Raw genomic sequence first — 20,441 nt, forward strand, 5'->3', positions numbered from 1 at the left:
TTGATTATATAAAATAAGGAGATATATAACTTGAAAAATTTATTAAAACAAAAAAATAGTAAGAATTTTAAATTTGTATTTGCTGCCGTGGCATTAAATCATGACCATATTTATGGTATGTGCGAAGGACTGATAGAAGCTGGTGCTACATTAAAGTGGGTTTTTGATTCAAATCCCAAAAGAATTAAAGAATTTACTTACAAATTTCCTGAAGTAAAAATTGCAAATTCACTTCATGAAATTTTAAATGATAAAGAGGTTCAACTAGTTGCCGCAGCAGATATACCAGCTAAAAGAAGTGATTTAGGAAATAAAGTAATGAAGGCTGGTAAAGATTATTTTACAGACAAAACACCATTTACTTCTCTACCACAGTTAGAAGAAACAAGAAAAATTGTTCAAGAAACAAAACAAAAATATATGGTTTATTTTAGTGAACGGTTACATGTAGAAAGTGCAGTATTTGCTGAAGAACTTATTAAAAATGAAGAAATTGGTGAAGTAGTTCAAATCACTGGTTTCGGACCACACCGTTTAAATAAAACTACACGTCCTAACTGGTTTTTTGAAAAAAAACAATATGGTGGCATATTATGCGATATTGGTAGTCATCAAATAGAACAATTTCTACACTTCAGTAATAATAAAGATGCCAAAGTGTTACATAGTAAGGTTGGCAATTATAATAACCCTGATTATCCAGAATTTGAAGACTACGGTGATGCTACTTTAGTTGGTGAGAATGGAGTAACATTTTATTTCAAGGTCGATTGGTTAACTCCAGATGGTTTAAGTAATTGGGGTGATGGACGATTGTTTATAACAGGAACTAAAGGAACTATAGAAATTCGTAAATTTATTGATTTGACTCGATCGAGTTCTGGAGAACATTTATTTTTAGTTAATGAACATGGGGAAAAATATTTTCATCTTCAAAATAAAATTGGCTTTCCTTTTTTTGAAAAAATGATATTAGATTGTTTAAATAGAACAGAAAATTCAATGACACAAAAACATATTTTTAAAGCCGCTGAATTATGTCTAATTGCCCAAGAAAAAGCTATAAAACTAACAAAATTAAATTGATCTCAATTGACTATATTATATAGAAAGGAGTACTATGTATTGCTTATAACAAAGTTACAAAGGTACGCCTTATTTTTGCTCAGTATTTTTATAATGGGGATGGGGATATCTTTAGTTACCTTATCTCATTTAGGAACCACACCAATTACAAGCCCCCCTTTTATATTGAGTTTATCTCAACCAATAAGCTTTGGCGTATTAACTATGTGTACAAATATCATTTTTGTACTATTTGAAATCATAATCTTAGGGAAACAATTTCCCAAAGAACAATATTTACAATTAATAGTTGGCCCTATTTTAGGGATCTCAATTGATTTATGGTCTTTAGTTATTATATATATACCTAAACCATTTTACATTATAAAACTATTAATGGTACTAGTTGGTTGTACTATTATTGCTTACAGTACTATCTTACAATTAAAAGCTAAAGTAGTTAATAATCCTGCTGAAGGTGTTGTTAAAGCTTTATCAAAAAAAACAGCAAAAAGTTTTGGAACTATTAAGTTATATTTTGATATAACTTTGGTTGTTATTGCTATTCTAATATCTTTACTGACTATAGGTACTATTGAAGGTGTACGTGAAGGAACTATTATTTCCGCATTAATTGTTGGCTTAATAATTAAAAAATTACAATTTATAGAACAGAAATACTCTTCACGTTTAATAAACAAATAATTTTTTTCTATAAATGCTATCTTTTTCCTTACTAAAGTCATTTTTAGCAGTATTTGTTTTTGCATTCCTAACCGCTATGGCGTTATAATACAATTAACAAAGATATCTGCATTTTATGCACCAATCCCCTCACTACCGCAAATAGTGAGGGGATTTTTTCCGTATGATTAGTCGCCTATTCGTCACGCTTGCTTAGCCAATACGTAAATAGCGTAACGAGACAAACACTTGTTTAGTTACTTCAATATATTGCGTTTTAAATTTAAAAGGTATCTATCTCATGAAATTGGGATAAATAAAGCTGTTTATAAGGACCATCATGTTGCATCAGTACCTCATGACTACCTTCTTCTAATATTTGCCCATCTTTTACAAAGACAATGCGATCTACATCCTTAATTGTTGATAAACGGTGTGCAATGATGAGTGATGTACGATTTTCAGACAATTTTTTAAAGGCAGCTTGAATTTTGTTTTCAGTCTCAATATCAAGTGCGCTAGTGGCTTCATCTAATATAATGATTGAAGGGTCCTTTAAGAACATACGTGCAATCGCGATACGTTGTTTCTGTCCACCGGATAATTTCGTACCTCTTTCTCCTACCATCGTACTTAATCCTTCAGGTAAACTCATTACAAATTCTTCTAGCTGTGCCTGTCTAATTGCTTTAAACAACAATTCTTCACTTGTATCTAAATTACCGTATATAATATTTTCTCGTAATGTGCCGGAAAATAAAAAGACGTCTTGTTGTACAACACCAATTTCTGAACGAAGTGAACGCAGTTGTATATTTTTTATATTTTCACCATCAATCATGATAGCCCCACTATCCACCTCATAAAATCTTGGCAATAGTGCACTAATAGTGGTCTTACCGCTACCACTAGGTCCAACGAGTGCAATTTTCTCACCATGTTGTACCTTTAAATTTAGTCCATTTAGAATCTTATCTTCTCCATAACCAAAGGTCACATCTTGATATTCAATCTCTCGAAGCGCCTTGGGCATTTGTACCGCATTTGGTTCATCCTTAATTTCAGGGTCAACTAATAATATTTCTCTAAAATTCTTAAATCCAGCAATAGCCTTGGGAAAGAGTTCAATAATCATATTGATTTGTTCGAGTGGCTTAAATAGTACATTTGTAATCATAATAAATGCAACAATACCACCATAAGATAAGTCTCCATGTAACACAAAGTAACTACCGACAATTAATACAACAATCAAGGTGATTTTTTGTGCAATATGACTAATCGTAATGTTCCAAGACATATAGTTATATGCCTTTAACTTAGTCGCTCTAAAGTTATCGTTAATATTACGGAATTTATCATTCTCATAACGTTCATTAGTAAATGCTTGAACCAAACGAATACCACCTACATTATCGGCTATCAACTCATTAAATCGAGATACATTAGCGAATAATTTTTTAAAAGCGCGTGACATTTTTTGGCTAAAGAAAATAGCTAACACAAAGACAATCGGCACCACACAGAATGTTATCAATGCTAATTTCACATCAATAGTTAGCATGATGACAAAGGCACCTATAAGTGTCATTATTGATAAAAAGACATCCTCGGGTCCATGATGTGCCGCCTCACCAATATCCATCAAATCATTAGTTAACCTACCAATTAACTTGCCTGACTTTTGATTATCAAAGTATTTGAAATTCAATTTTTGAATATGCCCATATAAATCATTACGCATATCTCGTTCAATATTGGTTCCTAATTTATGACCCCAATATGTGACGATAAATTTGAGTACTGCTTCAACTGCAAAAACAAATAATAATAACAATCCGAACAAAACAATTAAATTCCAATGATTTGTTGGTAATAATTTATCTATATAAACACTTGTTATTAATGGAAAAATTAATTCTAATAATCCTACAAAAATTGCAGAACTAAAATCTAAGAAAAACAATCCTTTATAAGGTTTGTAATATTTAAAGAATTCTCTCACGCTAATTCACCTATTTTCTCTATCTATCTTAATCAATCCCTTACATTATGTATTAAATAATTTTTATTTTCAATAAAATAATAAAATATTTAATTGAAGTTGATAATTTCAGTCTAAAGAAAATAGTTAAGTTGTTCAATTTATATAATATTAATTATACAATTGACTTCTATTTCGTAATTTTTTTGCTATTTGTTCAGGCAAATTCACTATGGTTATATCTTGTCCTAAAAATAAAATCCAGTTTATCAATTCATCTAATGTCTTATCATCTTGAAGATTGACTGACATTTTTAAGACGCCTGTTGTTTGAAAGGGATCCATATAAGCAATTGACACCTTAATTGGATGATATTTTTGATATTGTGCAATTCCCTCAGGACCTAATATGATTTCAACATTCGTTTCTGGTTGCGCGCGTGCAATCATTTTTAATATTTTTGGTTTCGTCCATTTTTCTGAAGGTTGAAAGGCTTCTACATGTGTGGCTTTATCAAGTGCAAATACCATTAACACTTTATTGTTTAAGTCAAACCCCTCTACCATCCATAAATGCTTTTCTCTATATAAATGTAGAACAAATACTGGATAACTTTGTTCTGCGCCATTACTAATTACCGTAATTTTTATAAATTGACTATATAAATATATTTGTATCAGCTGCTCTAATAATGGATGTGCAATATCCGATAACTCCAATAAGTCAGGATTCTGTACATTGGTTCTCTCAAAAATAAGAAAATCATTTAATGAAACAAGCACTTCTTGTTGATGCTCAGGTATCAAACCTAATAATTTTTCCGCTATTGATTGTCTACTTTCCAAAAATGGCAATTGTTGGTTGCGCGATGCCATAAAAGCAATAAATAATGCTTTTACCTCATCATCTGTAAATTGAATAGGTGGCAACATTGAATTATTCATTACGATGAACCCACCGCTTCGCCCTACTTCTGATATGAGTGGCATACCCATACTTTCTATTTCCTTTATATCTCGAAAGGCAGTCGACCTTGAAATGTCGAATTCCTTCATTATTTCAGTAATTGTGAAAAATGATCTATTATTCATATAACGCATCATTGTATTTATACGTTCAACTTTTTTCATGTTACCTCCTAAACATAGTCATTTTTTGACATGATTAAATGTTAATATAAATTTAGCAAAAGATAAATGGGTATGACTTATATTAAAGGAGGAACTTATGATGACAAACTATTCATTAGAAACAAAAGAAAATTTTACAGTGTTAGGTATTGGAACAGAATTAAAAAGTGATTATACAGATTATGCTGGTATTAATAATGAAAAGACTACCTTTTGGAATGATATGGTTAACAAAGGTATTATAGATAAATTAAAATCTATAGCTACAAATGATTATCTTTTTATCGTTAATGAGGCAGTAAATAGTAAAATGATGCATTATGTTGGCGTAATGACTAATGAGACACTTCCTGAAGCAACGCGTCAAATTGAATTTCCGTCAAGTGAGTATTTAGTCGTTGAAGGAGAAGCTCAAAGTGAAAAGGAACTCAGTGATTTACTAACTGGGCGCGCTTTTGGTGAATTGTTACCTTCAAATTCTGATATTTCCTATGTAGGCGGACCAAACACTGCTGTTATCAAAGGAAATAATGAGGATCTAGTATACGGAGAAATGTGGATTCCTATTGTGAAAAAGAATTAAATCGTCGAAAAAGTGTGATAAATGCCTATGTCATAGACACATTTGAACGATGTTAATAACCGTTGAAACATCATAATTAGAACCAGTAATAAAACCCACGACTAAGACATTGTTAAGTATGTACTATAACCATTGGACTACAATCCAATATTTATTGGTACATGTGCTTTAACAGACTTTATCGTGGGTTTTTAATGTTTCAAACTTTAACTTACTGCAATTATACTGTACAAATACTGTGGATTAAACGCCAGAATACGAATTAAATCCTCCATCAACAGGTACGACGATTCCTGTCACAAAGCTACTCGCGTTATAATCCATCAACCAATATAATGTACCTAGAATTTCTTCTGGTTCACCAAATCGATTCATTGGTGTTTGAGATAATATTTTGTTTGCTCTATCAGAATAGGAACCATCGCCATTCCTTAATAGCCCTTTGTTTTGATTGGTTTCAAAGAATCCAGGAGCAATCGCATTAACTCGAACCTTACCTGAGAAATAAGTGCTTAACCATTCAGTGAAATTACTCACTGCCGCCTTAGCTCCACTATATGCTGGAATCTTTGTCAGTGGTGTAAAAGCATTCATCGATGAAATATTAATAATCGAACCTTGCTTTGAGGTTACAATATCTTGCGCAAACACTTGTGATGGCAGAAACGTTCCAACATAGTTCAATTTAAATACTGCATCAACACCGGGTTCTGTTAAATCAAAAAATGTGTTAGTTCCTTGAGCATCATAAAATTCATCACTGGTAGTTGCGTTCGGATGATTGCCACCTGCACCATTAATCAGAATATCAATCGTACCAAATGTTTCATTAAATCTTTGTTTTGCTCGTTCTAATTCTACTTTATCTAATACATCGGCTACTAAATCCACTGTTTGTACTTTAGCTTCACCTAATTCATTCTGCAATGCAGTAATTTTTTCTTCTGAGCGACCTAATAAACCGACATTCGCACCTTTGGCAACCAATCCTTTTACAAAGGTACTGCCAATCACACCAGTGGCACCTGTAATAATGACATTTACTCCTTTAAATTGAGCATCCATTAATCACTCACCCCTTCGATTAAACCATTAATATATGTTGCACCAAGCGCTCTATCAAACAGACCATAACCTGCTTTACCAGTTTCACCCCATATCATACGACCATGATCAGGGCGGATTGTTCCCTTATAGTTAATAGCCAACAACGCTTGTGTTACAGCTTTCATATCTACAGAACCTGTTTCAGACAAATGACCCGTTTCGACAAATGACTGCGCATCTAATCTTTTCACATTACGCATATGCACAAAATGGATATGTTTGCCAAATTCTTTAATCAGCTCGGGTAAATTATTTTCAGCTAAGGAACCTAACGAACCTGTACAGAAACAAATGCCGTTATTTGAAGCTGAATTAATCTTAGTTAATCTTAAGTAACTTTCTCTATTTTTAATAATTCGAGGTATACCAAAAATAGACCAAGGTGGATCGTCTGGATGAATAGCTAGATTTACATCATGCTCTATAGCCGTTGGAAGCACAGCATCTAAGAAATATTGCAGATTATCCCACAATTGATCCTCTGACATTTCACGATATTTCAAAATGAGTTTATTCATTTCGTCACGTGTATAACTTTCATCCCAACCAGGTAAGTTTAAATCGGTCGTTAACGGATCAATATCCTTAATTTGCTTGTGATCATATATTAGCGTATTAGAACCATCCTCAAGTTGATAGTCTAATTGTGATCTAGTCCAATCAAATACAGGCATAAAGTTATAGGTAACTGTCTTAATGCCACACTCAGCTAAATTTTTCAGTGATGTTTTATAATTTTCAATCAATGCATCACGTTTCTCAGTTCCTAACTTGATATCTTCACTAACTGGTAAACTTTCAACCACTTCAAAGTTAAGTCCTGCTTCGGTAATTGTGTTTTTAAGTTGTTGAATACGTTCTTTCTCCCAAATTTCACCAACTGGTACATCATATATAGCAGAAACAATATGTTTCATATTGGGAATTTGTCTAATATTATCCAACGTTACAGGGTCATCCTGTCCATACCAACGAAATGAAAGTTTCATCATTATACCTCCTTAATTCCTTCTATTTTAAATAATTTAACTGCATTGTTATAACAAATATCCTTTAACATTTGTTCAATCGTTGTATTAGATAATGCAATTTCACCACGTTCTATCTTTTCACCAATAAAGTTACAAAGAATTCTTCTAAAGTATTCATGTCTTGTATATGAAATCATACTTCTAGAGTCTGTTAACATACCGACAAATTTAGATAATAAGCCAACAGTTGCGTAGTCTACTAGGTGACGTTCCATACCTTCTTTTGTATCATTAAACCACCATGCTGCTCCAAGTTGTACTTTATGCGCACTGTTACTAAAGTTACCTGAAGTCGCTTGTACCATTAAATGATCATTACCATTATTCGGATAAATAATCGTATCAGATAATGCATCATTTAATTCTAAGTGATTCAACATTGCATTTAATGTCTTTGCATTGAGCTGGTTACCCACACTATCAAATCCACTATCTGTTCCTGCAATGTTTAGCATTTTCGTATTATTATTTCTGATTGGACCTAAGTGGAATTGTACGACCCATCCGAGAGAATGATAAACTTTACTAATTTCAGTTAAAATATATCCTGCTAATTCGTACTGTTCTGTTTCAGAAACAGCATGACCTGCTGCTAACTGGTTATAAATGGCTTGTGCTTCCTCAGTTGTTGCTGTCATTAATGGCACCTTTTCAAAGCTTTGATCCGAACTTTTAGCTCCTTGGCGATCAAAATAATATACACGTGCTTTCAAGGCATTAATATATGAATTTAAATCAGTGATTGTCCCATCAGTAACTGCATCTAGTTTTTCTACTTTCTCTTCGAACGACTGCTCATTTAACAGCACATAACTATCTGGTCTAAATGTAGGACATACTTTAAATGTTACATTGTCATCTTGACTTAATAATTTATGATATTTTAAATCATCACATGGATCATCTGTTGTACATACCACAGAAACTTGGCTTGCTTTAATTAATGATTGAGGGGTGTGTGTTGATTTAGCTAATTTTTTATTTAAAGTCTTATATAATTTTTTAATATTCACCTTATCTAAATCAGTGTCCTCGTTAAAGTATCGGTTGAGTTCTAATGCACACCAGTGATACATCGGATTCATAGCAGCATACGGTAACATCTCCATAAATGCTTGGAATTTTTCAAAATCATCTGCGTCACCTGTGATATAGGCTTCATCAATACCAAATGCACGCATTAAGCGCCATTTATAGTGATCTCCAGATAACCATAATTGTGTAATTGTTTCATATTTATTATTTTCATATATTTCTTTAGGATCTAAATGGCAATGAAAGTCATAAATTGGTAAATCTTTTACTTTCTGATAAAGTTTAATCGCTGTCTTGTTGTTCAATAAAAAATTGTCATGAATTAATGTCATACTTTAACCTCTTTTCTGTATCGTACATTACAAACTATTTGTAATAAGTCACCTTTACAATAAGGATTACAGTTACAAAACCATCTGTATCCGCTTACAAATATTGTTAAAAATTTTTCATAGTTCTAACTAACGTTTTAACGAACCTGCATATTGTGCTAAATTGAGCACCTCTTCTACTTAGCATGACAATGCATCTTCCTTTGTCGTGTGCTGTAATACGGCGCATTTTGTAGCAAAATCTAGTGTATCTTCTATCGGATATTGCTCAATTAATCCGTGTATGATACCTGACATAAATGCATCACCTGCACCAATACGATTTAATACTTGGTAAGGATATATCTCGCCTGTTATAAACGTATCCCCTTGCAATATAACCCCTTGTAAAGTACTGGCCGCAATATCTCTATTACTAGAAGCGAGCATTGGAATATGATAGTGATCCTGAATTGTTCGCGCGCAAGTTTCCATGCTATCAATTTCTGAATTTAAATTTAATAAATGTGTAGCATCCATCTTGCCAAAGAGCAACACATCAACTAATGGAAGTATCGATTCAACAGTTGCCTTTGCCACTTCCTTATCCCAAAGATTACTTCGATAATTAATATCAAATACAATGTATGCACCACGTGCTTTGATCTGCGTTAACAATGAAATAATATTATTACGTAACATTGAATTCACTGCTAAAGTAATACCTGTTATCACAAAATAATCTCCAGCTTGCATTTGTTCTATATCAAACAATGTTGTTTCAAATTCTGCAAATGTTGAATGTTGCCTATCGTAAATAACCTTGCTACTACGAAAACCAAAACTTTCTTCTAAGTAATAAGTACCTAAGCGCCCTTCACGATATTTAATATTGCGCGTGCCGATCTTTGTCTGTGCCATTTTCTGTAATGGAATTTTTGCTAATTCATGCTCAGGCAACACTGTAATCATTTCGGTATTATGATCAAAGCTTGACAATGATATGAGTGTATTTAATTCAGCACCTCCAACTTGCACATCAAATGTATGTGCATTTTTCAGTAAACTATAATCGGGTGGCGTATACCGTAACATGACCTCTCCTAAACCATAGATAGTCATTCATTACACCTCACTTTTTAAATCAACAATATATTGTTCCAGTGCTGCTCTACCTTGCTCTTGATATACTTTCGTTATTTCACTACCAATGCCTACAGCAAAGCTGCCAGCATTTAACCACGCTTTATGATTGGCTTTGCCGATACCTCCAGTTGGTACAATTTCTATTTGTGGTAACGGCCCTTTAAAATCATTAATTGACTTTGGTGAGAATTGCGTTGCCGGGAATAGTTTCAACAATTTACAGCCATACTTTAAAGACTCTACCATTTCCTTTACTGTCATACAGCCTGGAATATAAGGGACATCGTAAAGGTTTGCTACTTTTGCAGTTTCCACATCAAATGAAGGACTGACTATAAATTTGGCACCATTTAATATGGCATTTCGAGCCGACACACTATCAAGGACTGTTCCAGCACCTATCAATGCATCATCTCTTTCAGATAACTTACTAATAATATTTAATGCTTGAGGCGTTGTTAATGTGACCTCTATAATCGTTAATCCATTATCGATAATTGTCTGTGCGATTTCTATAAATGTATTGGGTTCATTCGTTCGCATAACAGCGATGTGCTTACCTTTATTTATTGCCTTTAAAATTTCGACGGAATTCATAATTACAGCCCCTTATCAGAGAAATTTATCCTTTACTTAAAAATAACAACGTTGTTATTTTTGTTCAAAAAAATATTGTAACGCTTACCTCTATGTTATAATTAATTCTATCTTAAATCAAATACTTTCAAGGAGACGTTCTATGGCTGTAACTTTAAAAGATGTCGCCGAAGCCTGTGGCGTCAGTTATTCTACAGTAAGTAAAGCATTGAAAAATTCACATTTGGTAAAGCCAAAAACAAAGCAAATGATACAACAAAAAGCACTAGAAATGAATTACATAGCCAACCAATCTGCCAGATCGTTAGTCTCAAAAAAGAGTGGCACAATTGGTTTAATATGGCCTTCTGTTGACAGAATAGCTGTAACGCACCTCATTTCTGAAATTAATCACGCTATCAAATCTTATGGTTATGCAATGTTTGTATCTATAGATGATGTCTCTACTGCGTCCAAAAAGTTTGTTGAATTTGGATGCGATGGTATCGTTATCTTTGATGAAGGTGAACATACTAATCTACCACCTGAGATTTATCATAATATTTCAGTCGTCGCTTATGGTGCGGATAGAAATACACCTTACCCAATTATTAATGTCAATCATGCAGAAGCAATGGTTATGGCTATTCAAGCATTACAAGAAAAGGGCATTGAATCCATTGATTATATCGGTGATACGGACACCAATGATGTGCGTCAAATCACCAAAAAGCGTGCCATTGAAACATATTGCACTGCGCACAATATTGACTATCGCCTTATCAATTCCAAAGGATTAAATTCCATTGAATCAGAAACTTCTATCAAGAAATTTCTACAGACAAACAGCTTAGCGCCAGGCGTAATTTGTGGTAGTTATGATATAACAGTGGGCACCATTAATGCTTTAGATGAAACACAGCAACCTATTATTTACTCATATGATAACATTCCACAAATAAAAAAATTAGATTATCCAGTAAACGCAATTGGTGTACCAACATCACAAATCGCAGAACAAATCGTTGCAATACTAAACAAAATTATTAACGGCGAAGATACAGAAGCATCCTATGACTTACATCCAGAACTTCAAAATAATATGTAACATTCATATACAAAGAATAAAACGCCTAAAGTACATTGGACAGGTGTAACTTTAGGCGTTTTACTTGAGAGAGATAGTTATCTAGAGGGTCAGAATAGTTTCATTATTTCAACGAATCGCTATATACTAATGTCTTAACAACAACACATTGAAACAAAGGTACGATACAACAATCGAACGTAACGGCTCAAAATACTTCGACTCACGTAATCTCATTCACTTAGCACCATACTAATGATTACGCTTACATTTTATAAATCATACCTTCGAAAATGCGATGCTTAACATAGCATAATTAAGTTATGAGTTCTGACTAATTAACATAAGTCATCGTAATACTTAGGTGTATCAACTTTTGAATAGTTTGAAACTGACTTATTGATGAATCATCGTGAATAAATTATCATTACTCACAACCCTCTACACCCTTATTATATAACCTGTTGAACCATGATTAAAATACATAGTTGGAATACAAACCATTCCTCAAAGGAATACTTAAGACAAAATGGCACGCTTTTTCTCATTCTATACGTGTCATATTCGTTTGTTACCTTGCGCTATCTCTACCTACTTGTACAAAGCAATCCATTCATCATTATATTTTCCAGTATAACAGTAGTGACTCATCTAGTGTGTGTATACCTTGTTAAGCACATTATTACCTCTTATGGTTTATTGAATATTTGAAATAAACTTAATCCATTCATTTGTAACATAGTTCATATAACTGTCTTTTTTCCATACAATACCTAAATTCCATGCAACGTCAGCCTCATCCAACTCAATACCAACCACTTCATTACTTAGGACATTAACTATACTTTCTGGTAAAATACTTACTCCTATGCCATCACGTATCATATTTTCAATAAAGGTAATTTGAGACATTTTGGCTACCGTTTTGGGATGAAAGCCAACCTTTCGACAGCTTTCTATTATTTGATCTTTCAAATAATAATCATCGTGGAACATAATAAAGCTTTCTCGTTTTAAATCACCCAAATGCACGACAGTTTCTGTAGCAAAGGGGGATTGTTTATCAACAACGAGCAACAGTTTCTCTTTATATAAAGGTACAGCATGATAAATATCATTATCTACAGGTAAGGTTGTAATACCAACATCAATATCATCATTATTTAAATAGAATTCAACTGCCTTTCCCCCACCTTCAATGACCTCATAAGTCACATTTGGAAATTGTTGATGGAATCTGTTTAAACTCTCTGTAAATAATCTGACATTCATAATAGCGGATATACCAATTCGAATATGACCGCGTTCAAGATTGGTAACATCCCCCATTTGTAAAGATAAATCGTCTATGACCGCCAAGGCCTCTATGCATTTTTCGTAAAAAATGGCTCCCACATCTGTTAAGACAATATGCTTTTTCGTTCGATCAAATAATTGAATATTAAATTCGCTTTCCAAGCTCTTAATATTTTTACTAATCGTAGACTGCGCAATAAATAAATGTTCTGATGCTTGCGTCATTCCACCATGTTTCACTACCTCAACAAAGTATTTCATCTGCTTAATTTCCATATCGCACTTCCTTAATCTCATTCCAATTTACTTTCATTCTATATTCTAAAATTGAGATGAATTGAAGTATACTCACATCTTCAATCCATCTATACTAAAGAACGATTCACAATAATTTAATGCTTCAAATACTTAATCGCAATTTCAGCTGTCTTTGCTATAACTTCATCGTTAGGTTTCGCATTTTTATCACTTTGCTTGGTATAAATCGCTAATATAATTGGTTTTGATTGCCCCTTTGGATAAATAAATGCTAAGTCATTACGCGTTGCATAAGTAATACCTTGTCCGCTCTTATCACCAACGATATCATCTTTAGCAGCACCTGCTTTGATTAAGCTATCTCCTGTTTCATTTTTAATCATTAGCTCTTTTAAGAACTGTAAATTGCCCTTATGCATATTAGAATGAGTTAAAATGTAATTAAGTGTCGTAGCTGCAGCACGCGGTGTTGTCGTATCAGCAATTTTCTTAGGATCATAATTATTCAAATCCGGCTCTAACCTTTGCGGTTCTGATACACAATCACCTAGCTGACGTAACTCTGATTTAAATGCATTCACACCACCTATTGCTTGAATTACTTTATTATTTGCAGTGTTATCACTTTTCAACATCGACGCTTCAATGAGTTGTCTAAGCGTCATCGTCTTACCAATATATTTTTCTGTAACCGGTGAGTATGTAACAATATCTGATTTATTAATTGTTACCTTTTGATTCAAATCTTGTGGTGAAAGTTGATTCAATAATATGCCACTTGCAATAGCCTTGTAAGTCGAAGCAAAAGCAAAACGTTCATTCGCACGATGCTCAATTTGTTTACCATCTTGCGTATTTATCCCATAAACACCTATAGTCGTATCATAAGTTGCTTCTAAATCTTTTATTGATTTACTTTCGCTGGCATCCACACTTTGTGCCTTTATAACTAACGTTATCAATCCAACTAACACCATAATAGTAATTCGTTTCATAACTATCCCCTTTTTTATACAATTTATATACAAAATCGTTCTATTATATTTATTATAATTCTCTAAAAATTATAAGACAATGATTTAAGATATACATTATATGAAAAAGAACCCCTATTATAATAATTACAATAGAGGTTCGCTACTCCTATCAAATCAATATAGCCTTATATTTAATTCAATTTATTGTCCAATTGTAATTTCCATTAACTTATCATTTTGGTCAAAGAATGCTGTATATGAGCCGTCATTTGTTCCATATTTAACAAATGTACCGTCGCCATTACCTAATTTTCCTTCATCTACAATTTCATTTGAGCTGTGTGCATCTTTGAATGTTGCTTTAGATACAGCATCTGGTTTCGTAAAGAATGTAATTTGAACTACTTCATCATCGCTATTAAATTCAACCGATGTATCATAAAGTTTTTTAGTATGATCAAATTCAGCCTTTGCATCTGTATCTACTTTATAACCATTAATAGTTACGTTGTCATATTTTAAAGCTCTAACAAAGTTATAATCTTGTGTGAAATCTGCATCATATGATGTATAACCTTCATATTTATACCATGGGAGTTCTGCTTTAGCTGACACACCACTTGTTCCATAACCCCATGTTGCTTCTTTACTTGCCTTCGCTTGAATCTCAGGTCCATTAGCCGTTAGATATACTGTAGACGTCCCTAATACCAATGCAGATACGATTGCTGTGGAAGATAACATTTTATTTATTTTCCGCATAATAAACACTCCTCGTATTAAAATTACGCTATTGGCAAGATATAAAACTACTTTATTCGCATTATAGATACGTCATTATGTTGAGCTATATCTTACATGCGAAAGTGACATGTAACACATAGCACCAAGTCTTAAGATAGCGAATCAACACGAGTGGCAAGTTAACGAACTTATAACAATGCGGGAGATCCAATACTTGAAATCAAAGTGGCATAGTATAGAAATGATTCACCTAACTTTAAACTCACTCCTTCTTTAAGTCCCTAATTCAAAGTGTAATTATTCACCTTTTATCTTACTCCGATTTTAGCTAAATTCAAGTAATAAACTTTAACTTTATTTTTATAAAAATTTTTTCAATGTTTAAACTTCGAAAACGTTTTCTCTAAACATTTATATATTAGGATTAAAATATCTTTTATGGTTGTATATAGTATTGATTCTTTAAAAAATTAATTGTATTCATCAACCTTCAAACAAGGGGGGCATTGTTATGACATCGCATGATTATCAATTATTAATCATTACGGTAGTAAGTATTCTATTATTAATCTTTTTAATAACTTCCAAATTACGCTTTCATCCACTATTAGCTTTACTCTTAACTGCTATTTTTGTTGGATTTACTTCTGGATTAGACATCGATAAAATCGTTAAATCTATTGAAACGGGGGCCGGTTCAACATTAGGTGAAACTGGTGTTACCATTGCGCTCGGAGCAATGGTAGGCAAGATACTTTCTGATTCAGGTACAAGCGATCGTATTGCAACTGCTATATTAAAAAATGCGACACCTCAACGTTTACCATGGCTCATGGCACTTGCAGCATTTATCACCGGCATTCCAATGTTCTTTGAAGTAGGACTCATCATGCTCTTACCACTCATATTTACCATTGCTAGAAAACTTGAAGACAGTAATACTATAAAGGGCTCTGCATACATAGCAATTGGTGTACCTGTAATTGCCGCATTATGTACGATGCACGGTATGGTACCACCTCACCCTGGTCCACTGATTTCTGTGAACCAATTTGGTGCTAATATTGGTTTAACTATGATTTATGGTATGATTTGTGCCATCCCTACCATCATCATTGCCGGTCCTTTATACGGTAAATTTATTACTCCTCGTTTATCAGTAAAACCGAGTGACGATTTGTTGCAACAATATACCAATGACTCAAATCTTACAACACGTCAACCCATCTCAACAGCACTTGCCTTTTCAACTATACTCGTTCCTGTTGTAATGATGCTCTTACATGCTATTGCCGGTGTTTGTTTTAGAGAACAATCACTTCAATACAAAGTATTCGAATTTTTAGGCAGTCCAATTATTGCAATGTTCATCGGTGTACTTTATGCATTGCTTACCCTAGGTTATCTTAGAGGACAAGACACTCAACAGTTAAGAGACGCATTAGGCAGCAGCTTAAAACCAATTGCAGGTATCATGTTGATTATTGCAGGTGGGGGTGCATTCGGACAAGTACTTGAAGACTCTGGTGTAGGTACTTCAATTGTACATTTAGCTGATCAATTTTCACTCTCTGCATTATTGATGGGCTGGATTGTTGCAGCGCTGCTTTCTATTTCAACTGGTTCTGCAACAGTGGGTATTGTTGGAGCTACAAATTTATTATTTCCATTAATTCAAGCCGACTCCTCTATCAATGTCGAGTTGCTGACGATTGCCATTGGATCAGGCTCTTTATTCTTTAATTACGTTAACCATGGTGGATTTTGGTTAGTTAAAGAATCTTTCGGGATGTCCATGGGAGAAACCTTTAAGACTATTACAATCGTACAATCCATAGTCGGATTATGTGGATTAGTCATGGTGTTACTACTAAATGCAGTTATCAATTTATTCTAAATTTCAATATTTAAAAGGTGTCATATGTACAATTCGATACTGTACATACGACACCTTTATTTTATGATTGCAATTTAGCCATTTCAGCAGCAAATGTTTCAAAGTTAATCTCACTCTTTGAAAATGATTCAACTAACTGATACATTTGTTCATTTTTCGTATATTCCGTTTTATATAATAGCGTGTCTGCGTGTTCTTCCTCTAATAATGGTTCAGGAATATGCGTTCGTTGATTAAATGCTGCAAAATAACGCATTCCTAATAAACGTTGTGATGCTGCATCAATGTGAATGCCATCTGGGTTAGCCTGCAATCCAGAACCTGTAACGTAATAGCAATGCTCTACATCATTTGCCACATCTCTTAAGCATTGATTGATTTGACTATATTCATTAGCACTTAAACCAAATCCTGATTTTCCGAGATAATCTCCGAGCTCACCTATAATAAATGGTAACTGCGGCAATGCTAATTCAGAGCGGTATACCTCAATCAATTGTTGTAACTTAGAAGCGTATGTTCGATATTTCCCACCAGAACTATCACTTTCACCTTGATGCCATAAGATACCGATTAATTCACTCGTTTCTAACGCAAAGCGAGTTTCCATTAATGCATGACGTGTTAACACGCCATCCTTTGACCACTCATCAATCTCTGTACCTCCATCAGCACAAGGAATTAAACCAAGCGTTTCACCAGGATGTGCATCAACCCACATTTTAGCAAATGAAGCTGCTGGACCAATACCCGCAACAGATCTGTCACCATGAATAGGTTCAGCCATCATTTGCCAACGACCATTTTTCAATACTTTGATGCGCTCATCAATAATCGGAGATACGCTATCTATAAAGCCACGTCCAGCCATATTAGATTGACCAATTAATAATATTGATTTCATTTTTCTTAACCACCTTATACGCATTTAACTTCTATTCACCATTTACTAGTCATATGATATTGGATTATTGTCACATTTTAGTGGCTCTACCTGCAACTATTAATTGCTATTTGTTGTTTGACCTTGCTTAATTGCACTTGTTTCAGGGTCAAAATATTGGATAGACTGCTTACGTAATTGATCCTTTTTAGCATCAGATTGACTGAAGTCATTATTATATAGCACTGATTCCCAACTACCATACATTGGATTAGGGAAAATAATATACTTCTTACCAAAATCTTTTTGGTGTTTATTTACTAATTGTTCACGTGAAGCTTGTGTCGGTTGTTGCGGATCATCAAAGTCCAATAAATTATCACCAAATAACATAACTAATTTATGATTTTTTCTAACTTTATCGCGACGCTCTGCTTTGTTTTTGTCATTCTTACCTTTTAACATAATATGTTGATCTGTTGCTTGTGGTAATCCTTGCGCTATTAAATTTTCTTTAGTTGCTTTAAAATCTTTGTCCTTATCGCGATCAGAAATATAATAAATATCTACACCTTTTTTATCAGCATATTGCAAGAAATCTTTAGCACCATAAACTGGTTTAGCTTTAGCTGCTTGAATCCATTCATGCCAACCTTCTGGATATGATTTATTATGTAATGCAGAATAACCTTGATAAGGCGAATTATCCAATACTGTTTCATCAATATCTAATGCAATCGCTAATTTCTTATGTCCATTATTCTTTTTATGTTTTTTCAATTCTTGATCTAAATTCGTCTTTGCTGTGTTATACCCCTGTAAATATAAAGCCTTAGCTTCAGCAGAATTTTGATACCATGAAACTGCCATGATATTCTCAGCACCTAGATTAACCTGTTGCTCAGTTGATGCTTGTTGCTTTACTTCCGATTGTTTCGTTGCTGTAGTAGTGTTTGCATCTGCAGTCACCGTTGTCGATAAAGTCATAGTACTTGCTAAAGAAAAAACTGTTAAATACTTTGCGATTTTATTCAATTACGCCACCCCTAATTATTATGTATATTTCTTATCACTATCTTACTATGCTATAAATTAATTTTAAACATTAATTTGTTTACACAATAAAGTTTTTATATATTAAAAAAAGAGGCCCCATCGCTGTTATGACACTTTTAATATTGCATTCGCAAACTAAAGCACACCAATGGTCAACCTCTTATGATAGATTACTATTATGCATTTAACTTTTTACGATAAAAATAATTTGCAACCACAATATCTACTATAGCAACGCCTACAGATTTAAATACCGTAATTTCGTCATCTGAAACTCTGCCTTCCAAGCGTTTTGCCACGATATGTCCCAATTCGCCATGCAAATCATTAGCAGTAAATTCACCTTCTGATATAGGTGTAAGCAAATCGCCTGTTTCTTCTAAAGCAGCAGATTCAGCTTCTACAACTACCTTATCCGCGTTCGCGATTAATTGAGATGGCAACTCTTGCATGTCTGGTTTAAATGAGCCTACCGCATTAACATGTACCCCAGGCTCTAACATTTGGTCAAACACTGGTGTCTGAGCATTGGTTGCAGTAACAATCACATCAGCACCAGCAATAGCATGCTCTACTCGCTCATATACTTCAACCTCTAGTTCTTTATGTTGTTGCTGTACCATCTCAGCAAATTTCACAGCTTTGTCATACGTACGATTAAAGCACTGAATTCGCTTAATATCTCTCACTGCAAGTACCGCTTCAATGAGTCCTTGAGCTTGGTCACCTGTACCAATAACACATAAAGTCGATGCATCATTACGCGCAAGATACTGAGTGGCTACACCAGAAATTGCACCCGTACGAATTTTAGTTAAATAAGAACCTTCTAGAACAGCCAACGTTTCACCAGTTTCATAGTCTGATAAAATAACCGAACCAACAATTGTATTCTTACCTTGTTTTGAATTATTAGGTGCAACCGTCACAGTTTTCAAGCCAACTATTTTTAATTCATCTGATAATGCCGGCATTACTAAATAGCGATTATCCTCATTAAATGGTAATACGTAACGCAACGGCGTATCCGTCTTGCCTTCAGAATAAGCACGCAATGATTGTGCAACCGCATCAACGACTTCTTCCATATTTAACAATTTCTCTTGTTCCTCTGCATTAATATAAAGCATAAAACACCCCTACTGTTCATGATTATCACTAAAAACAAATGAGCGTTTACCCAAGATACTTGTAATAAATATTAGCAGGCAAATCACTCCCACAATACATGCTATAACTACAATATTTACTGGCCACTTCCAAAATAAAATCGTATAAATTATACCTACAATACACATCATAAATATTATGTAAAAAGTAAAGGCCAACCACAAATCTGCCTTCACCGTTATAAACACCGGTTGCCTTGTATGTCGATAATTATCAATAGCCTGTTCCGTAGTAATAAACTTTCTAATTACTACGTACCCTAAAACAATTAAATATAGTGTCATTAACACTAAATGATATGACGATTTATCTATAAAGTTTGATAATAAGACCAGAATAACTGGTACTAATATAGTAAGCATTTCTGAAAATTGCGCATCATACCGCTTCATGTTTATTACACCTTATCTGAATACTATT

The 20,441-nt window shown here is 33.7% G+C and carries 19 protein-coding genes and 1 pseudogene; 5 read left to right on the forward strand and 15 right to left on the reverse strand.

Features of this window, described 5'->3' with window-relative positions; all coding sequences use genetic code 11:
• Positions 1-30 precede the first annotated feature (30 nt).
• Together JN168_RS11730 and JN168_RS11735 are read left to right on the forward strand one after the other, a co-directional pair.
• Positions 31-1,086, forward strand: coding sequence for a Gfo/Idh/MocA family protein (locus JN168_RS11730; RefSeq protein ID WP_042738005.1), 1,056 nt, complete (start codon positions 31-33; stop codon positions 1,084-1,086).
• Between the two features lie 39 nt (positions 1,087-1,125).
• Positions 1,126-1,770 (forward strand): YczE/YyaS/YitT family protein, encoded by a 645-nt coding sequence (locus JN168_RS11735; protein ID WP_052495403.1) that lies wholly within the window; start codon positions 1,126-1,128, stop codon positions 1,768-1,770.
• 175 nt (positions 1,771-1,945) lie between these two features.
• Here JN168_RS11735 and JN168_RS14030 read toward each other — a convergent pair.
• The 3 genes and pseudogenes from JN168_RS14030 to JN168_RS11745 form a co-directional block, all read right to left on the reverse strand.
• Positions 1,946-1,993, reverse strand: a pseudogene (locus tag JN168_RS14030) (type I toxin-antitoxin system Fst family toxin); the annotation flags it as partial.
• Between the two features lie 39 nt (positions 1,994-2,032).
• Positions 2,033-3,754 carry an ABC transporter ATP-binding protein gene (locus tag JN168_RS11740; RefSeq protein ID WP_082039166.1) on the reverse strand — a complete coding sequence of 574 codons (1,722 nt, stop codon included), beginning with the start codon at positions 3,752-3,754 and terminating at the stop codon, positions 2,033-2,035.
• 150 nt (positions 3,755-3,904) lie between these two features.
• Positions 3,905-4,864, reverse strand: coding sequence for a helix-turn-helix transcriptional regulator (locus tag JN168_RS11745; protein WP_042738004.1), 960 nt, complete (start codon positions 4,862-4,864; stop codon positions 3,905-3,907).
• A gap of 100 nt (positions 4,865-4,964) precedes the next feature.
• Here JN168_RS11745 and JN168_RS11750 point away from each other — a divergent pair, with 100 nt between their 5' ends.
• Positions 4,965-5,447: a GyrI-like domain-containing protein gene (locus JN168_RS11750; RefSeq protein WP_279525913.1), complete on the forward strand. Its 483-nt coding sequence runs from the start codon at positions 4,965-4,967 to the stop codon at positions 5,445-5,447.
• Between the two features lie 243 nt (positions 5,448-5,690).
• Here JN168_RS11750 and JN168_RS11755 read toward each other — a convergent pair whose 3' ends face one another.
• From JN168_RS11755 to eda, 5 genes are all read right to left on the reverse strand, one after another.
• On the reverse strand, positions 5,691-6,512 hold the full coding sequence (locus tag JN168_RS11755; protein WP_279525914.1) for an SDR family oxidoreductase: 822 nt from the start codon (positions 6,510-6,512) through the stop codon (positions 5,691-5,693).
• Positions 6,512-7,543 (reverse strand): mannonate dehydratase, encoded by a 1,032-nt coding sequence (locus JN168_RS11760; protein ID WP_042738001.1) that lies wholly within the window; start codon positions 7,541-7,543, stop codon positions 6,512-6,514. The genes JN168_RS11755 and JN168_RS11760 overlap by 1 nt, the downstream gene beginning before the upstream one ends.
• A gap of 2 nt (positions 7,544-7,545) precedes the next feature.
• Entirely contained in the window at positions 7,546-8,952 is a 1,407-nt protein-coding gene (gene uxaC / locus JN168_RS11765) for a glucuronate isomerase (RefSeq protein ID WP_279525915.1), read from the reverse strand.
• A 180-nt stretch (positions 8,953-9,132) separates the two neighbouring features.
• On the reverse strand, positions 9,133-10,053 hold the full coding sequence (locus tag JN168_RS11770; RefSeq protein ID WP_279525916.1) for a sugar kinase: 921 nt from the start codon (positions 10,051-10,053) through the stop codon (positions 9,133-9,135).
• Between the two features lie 3 nt (positions 10,054-10,056).
• Positions 10,057-10,674, reverse strand: a complete 618-nt coding sequence (eda, locus tag JN168_RS11775) for a bifunctional 4-hydroxy-2-oxoglutarate aldolase/2-dehydro-3-deoxy-phosphogluconate aldolase (protein WP_042737998.1) — start codon at positions 10,672-10,674, stop codon at positions 10,057-10,059.
• Between the two features lie 142 nt (positions 10,675-10,816).
• On the opposite strand from eda, the gene JN168_RS11780 reads away from it, so the two are divergent.
• A complete protein-coding gene (locus JN168_RS11780) occupies positions 10,817-11,761 on the forward strand; it encodes a LacI family DNA-binding transcriptional regulator (protein WP_279525917.1) in 945 nt (314 codons plus the stop codon).
• A 675-nt stretch (positions 11,762-12,436) separates the two neighbouring features.
• On the opposite strand, the gene cidR is transcribed toward JN168_RS11780, so the two are convergent.
• From cidR to isaB, 3 genes are all read right to left on the reverse strand, one after another.
• Positions 12,437-13,312 carry a cidABC operon transcriptional activator CidR gene (cidR, locus tag JN168_RS11785; protein WP_042737996.1) on the reverse strand — a complete coding sequence of 292 codons (876 nt, stop codon included), beginning with the start codon at positions 13,310-13,312 and terminating at the stop codon, positions 12,437-12,439.
• Positions 13,313-13,428: 116 nt separating this feature from the next.
• On the reverse strand, positions 13,429-14,289 hold the full coding sequence (bla, locus tag JN168_RS11790) for a class A beta-lactamase (RefSeq protein ID WP_042737995.1): 861 nt from the start codon (positions 14,287-14,289) through the stop codon (positions 13,429-13,431).
• Positions 14,290-14,472: 183 nt separating this feature from the next.
• Positions 14,473-15,033 carry an immunodominant staphylococcal antigen IsaB family protein gene (gene isaB, locus JN168_RS11795; protein ID WP_042737994.1) on the reverse strand — a complete coding sequence of 187 codons (561 nt, stop codon included), beginning with the start codon at positions 15,031-15,033 and terminating at the stop codon, positions 14,473-14,475.
• A gap of 493 nt (positions 15,034-15,526) precedes the next feature.
• On the opposite strand from isaB, the gene JN168_RS11800 reads away from it, so the two are divergent.
• Positions 15,527-16,912, forward strand: a complete 1,386-nt coding sequence (locus tag JN168_RS11800) for a GntT/GntP/DsdX family permease (protein ID WP_279525918.1) — start codon at positions 15,527-15,529, stop codon at positions 16,910-16,912.
• Between the two features lie 61 nt (positions 16,913-16,973).
• Here the strand turns inward: JN168_RS11800 and JN168_RS11805 are convergent, their stop codons facing one another.
• The 4 genes from JN168_RS11805 to JN168_RS11820 form a co-directional block, all read right to left on the reverse strand.
• Positions 16,974-17,816, reverse strand: a complete 843-nt coding sequence (locus JN168_RS11805) for a sialate O-acetylesterase (RefSeq protein WP_107641967.1) — start codon at positions 17,814-17,816, stop codon at positions 16,974-16,976.
• Positions 17,817-17,915: 99 nt separating this feature from the next.
• Positions 17,916-18,830, reverse strand: coding sequence for a 5'-nucleotidase, lipoprotein e(P4) family (locus JN168_RS11810; protein WP_042737991.1), 915 nt, complete (start codon positions 18,828-18,830; stop codon positions 17,916-17,918).
• A gap of 197 nt (positions 18,831-19,027) precedes the next feature.
• Positions 19,028-19,981, reverse strand: coding sequence for an ornithine cyclodeaminase family protein (locus tag JN168_RS11815; RefSeq protein WP_229366934.1), 954 nt, complete (start codon positions 19,979-19,981; stop codon positions 19,028-19,030).
• Between the two features lie 9 nt (positions 19,982-19,990).
• Positions 19,991-20,413 (reverse strand): hypothetical protein, encoded by a 423-nt coding sequence (locus tag JN168_RS11820; RefSeq protein ID WP_279525919.1) that lies wholly within the window; start codon positions 20,411-20,413, stop codon positions 19,991-19,993.
• Positions 20,414-20,441: the final 28 nt, after the last annotated feature.

The organism is Staphylococcus gallinarum, assembly GCF_029774255.1.
Taxonomy (GTDB): domain Bacteria; phylum Bacillota; class Bacilli; order Staphylococcales; family Staphylococcaceae; genus Staphylococcus; species Staphylococcus gallinarum.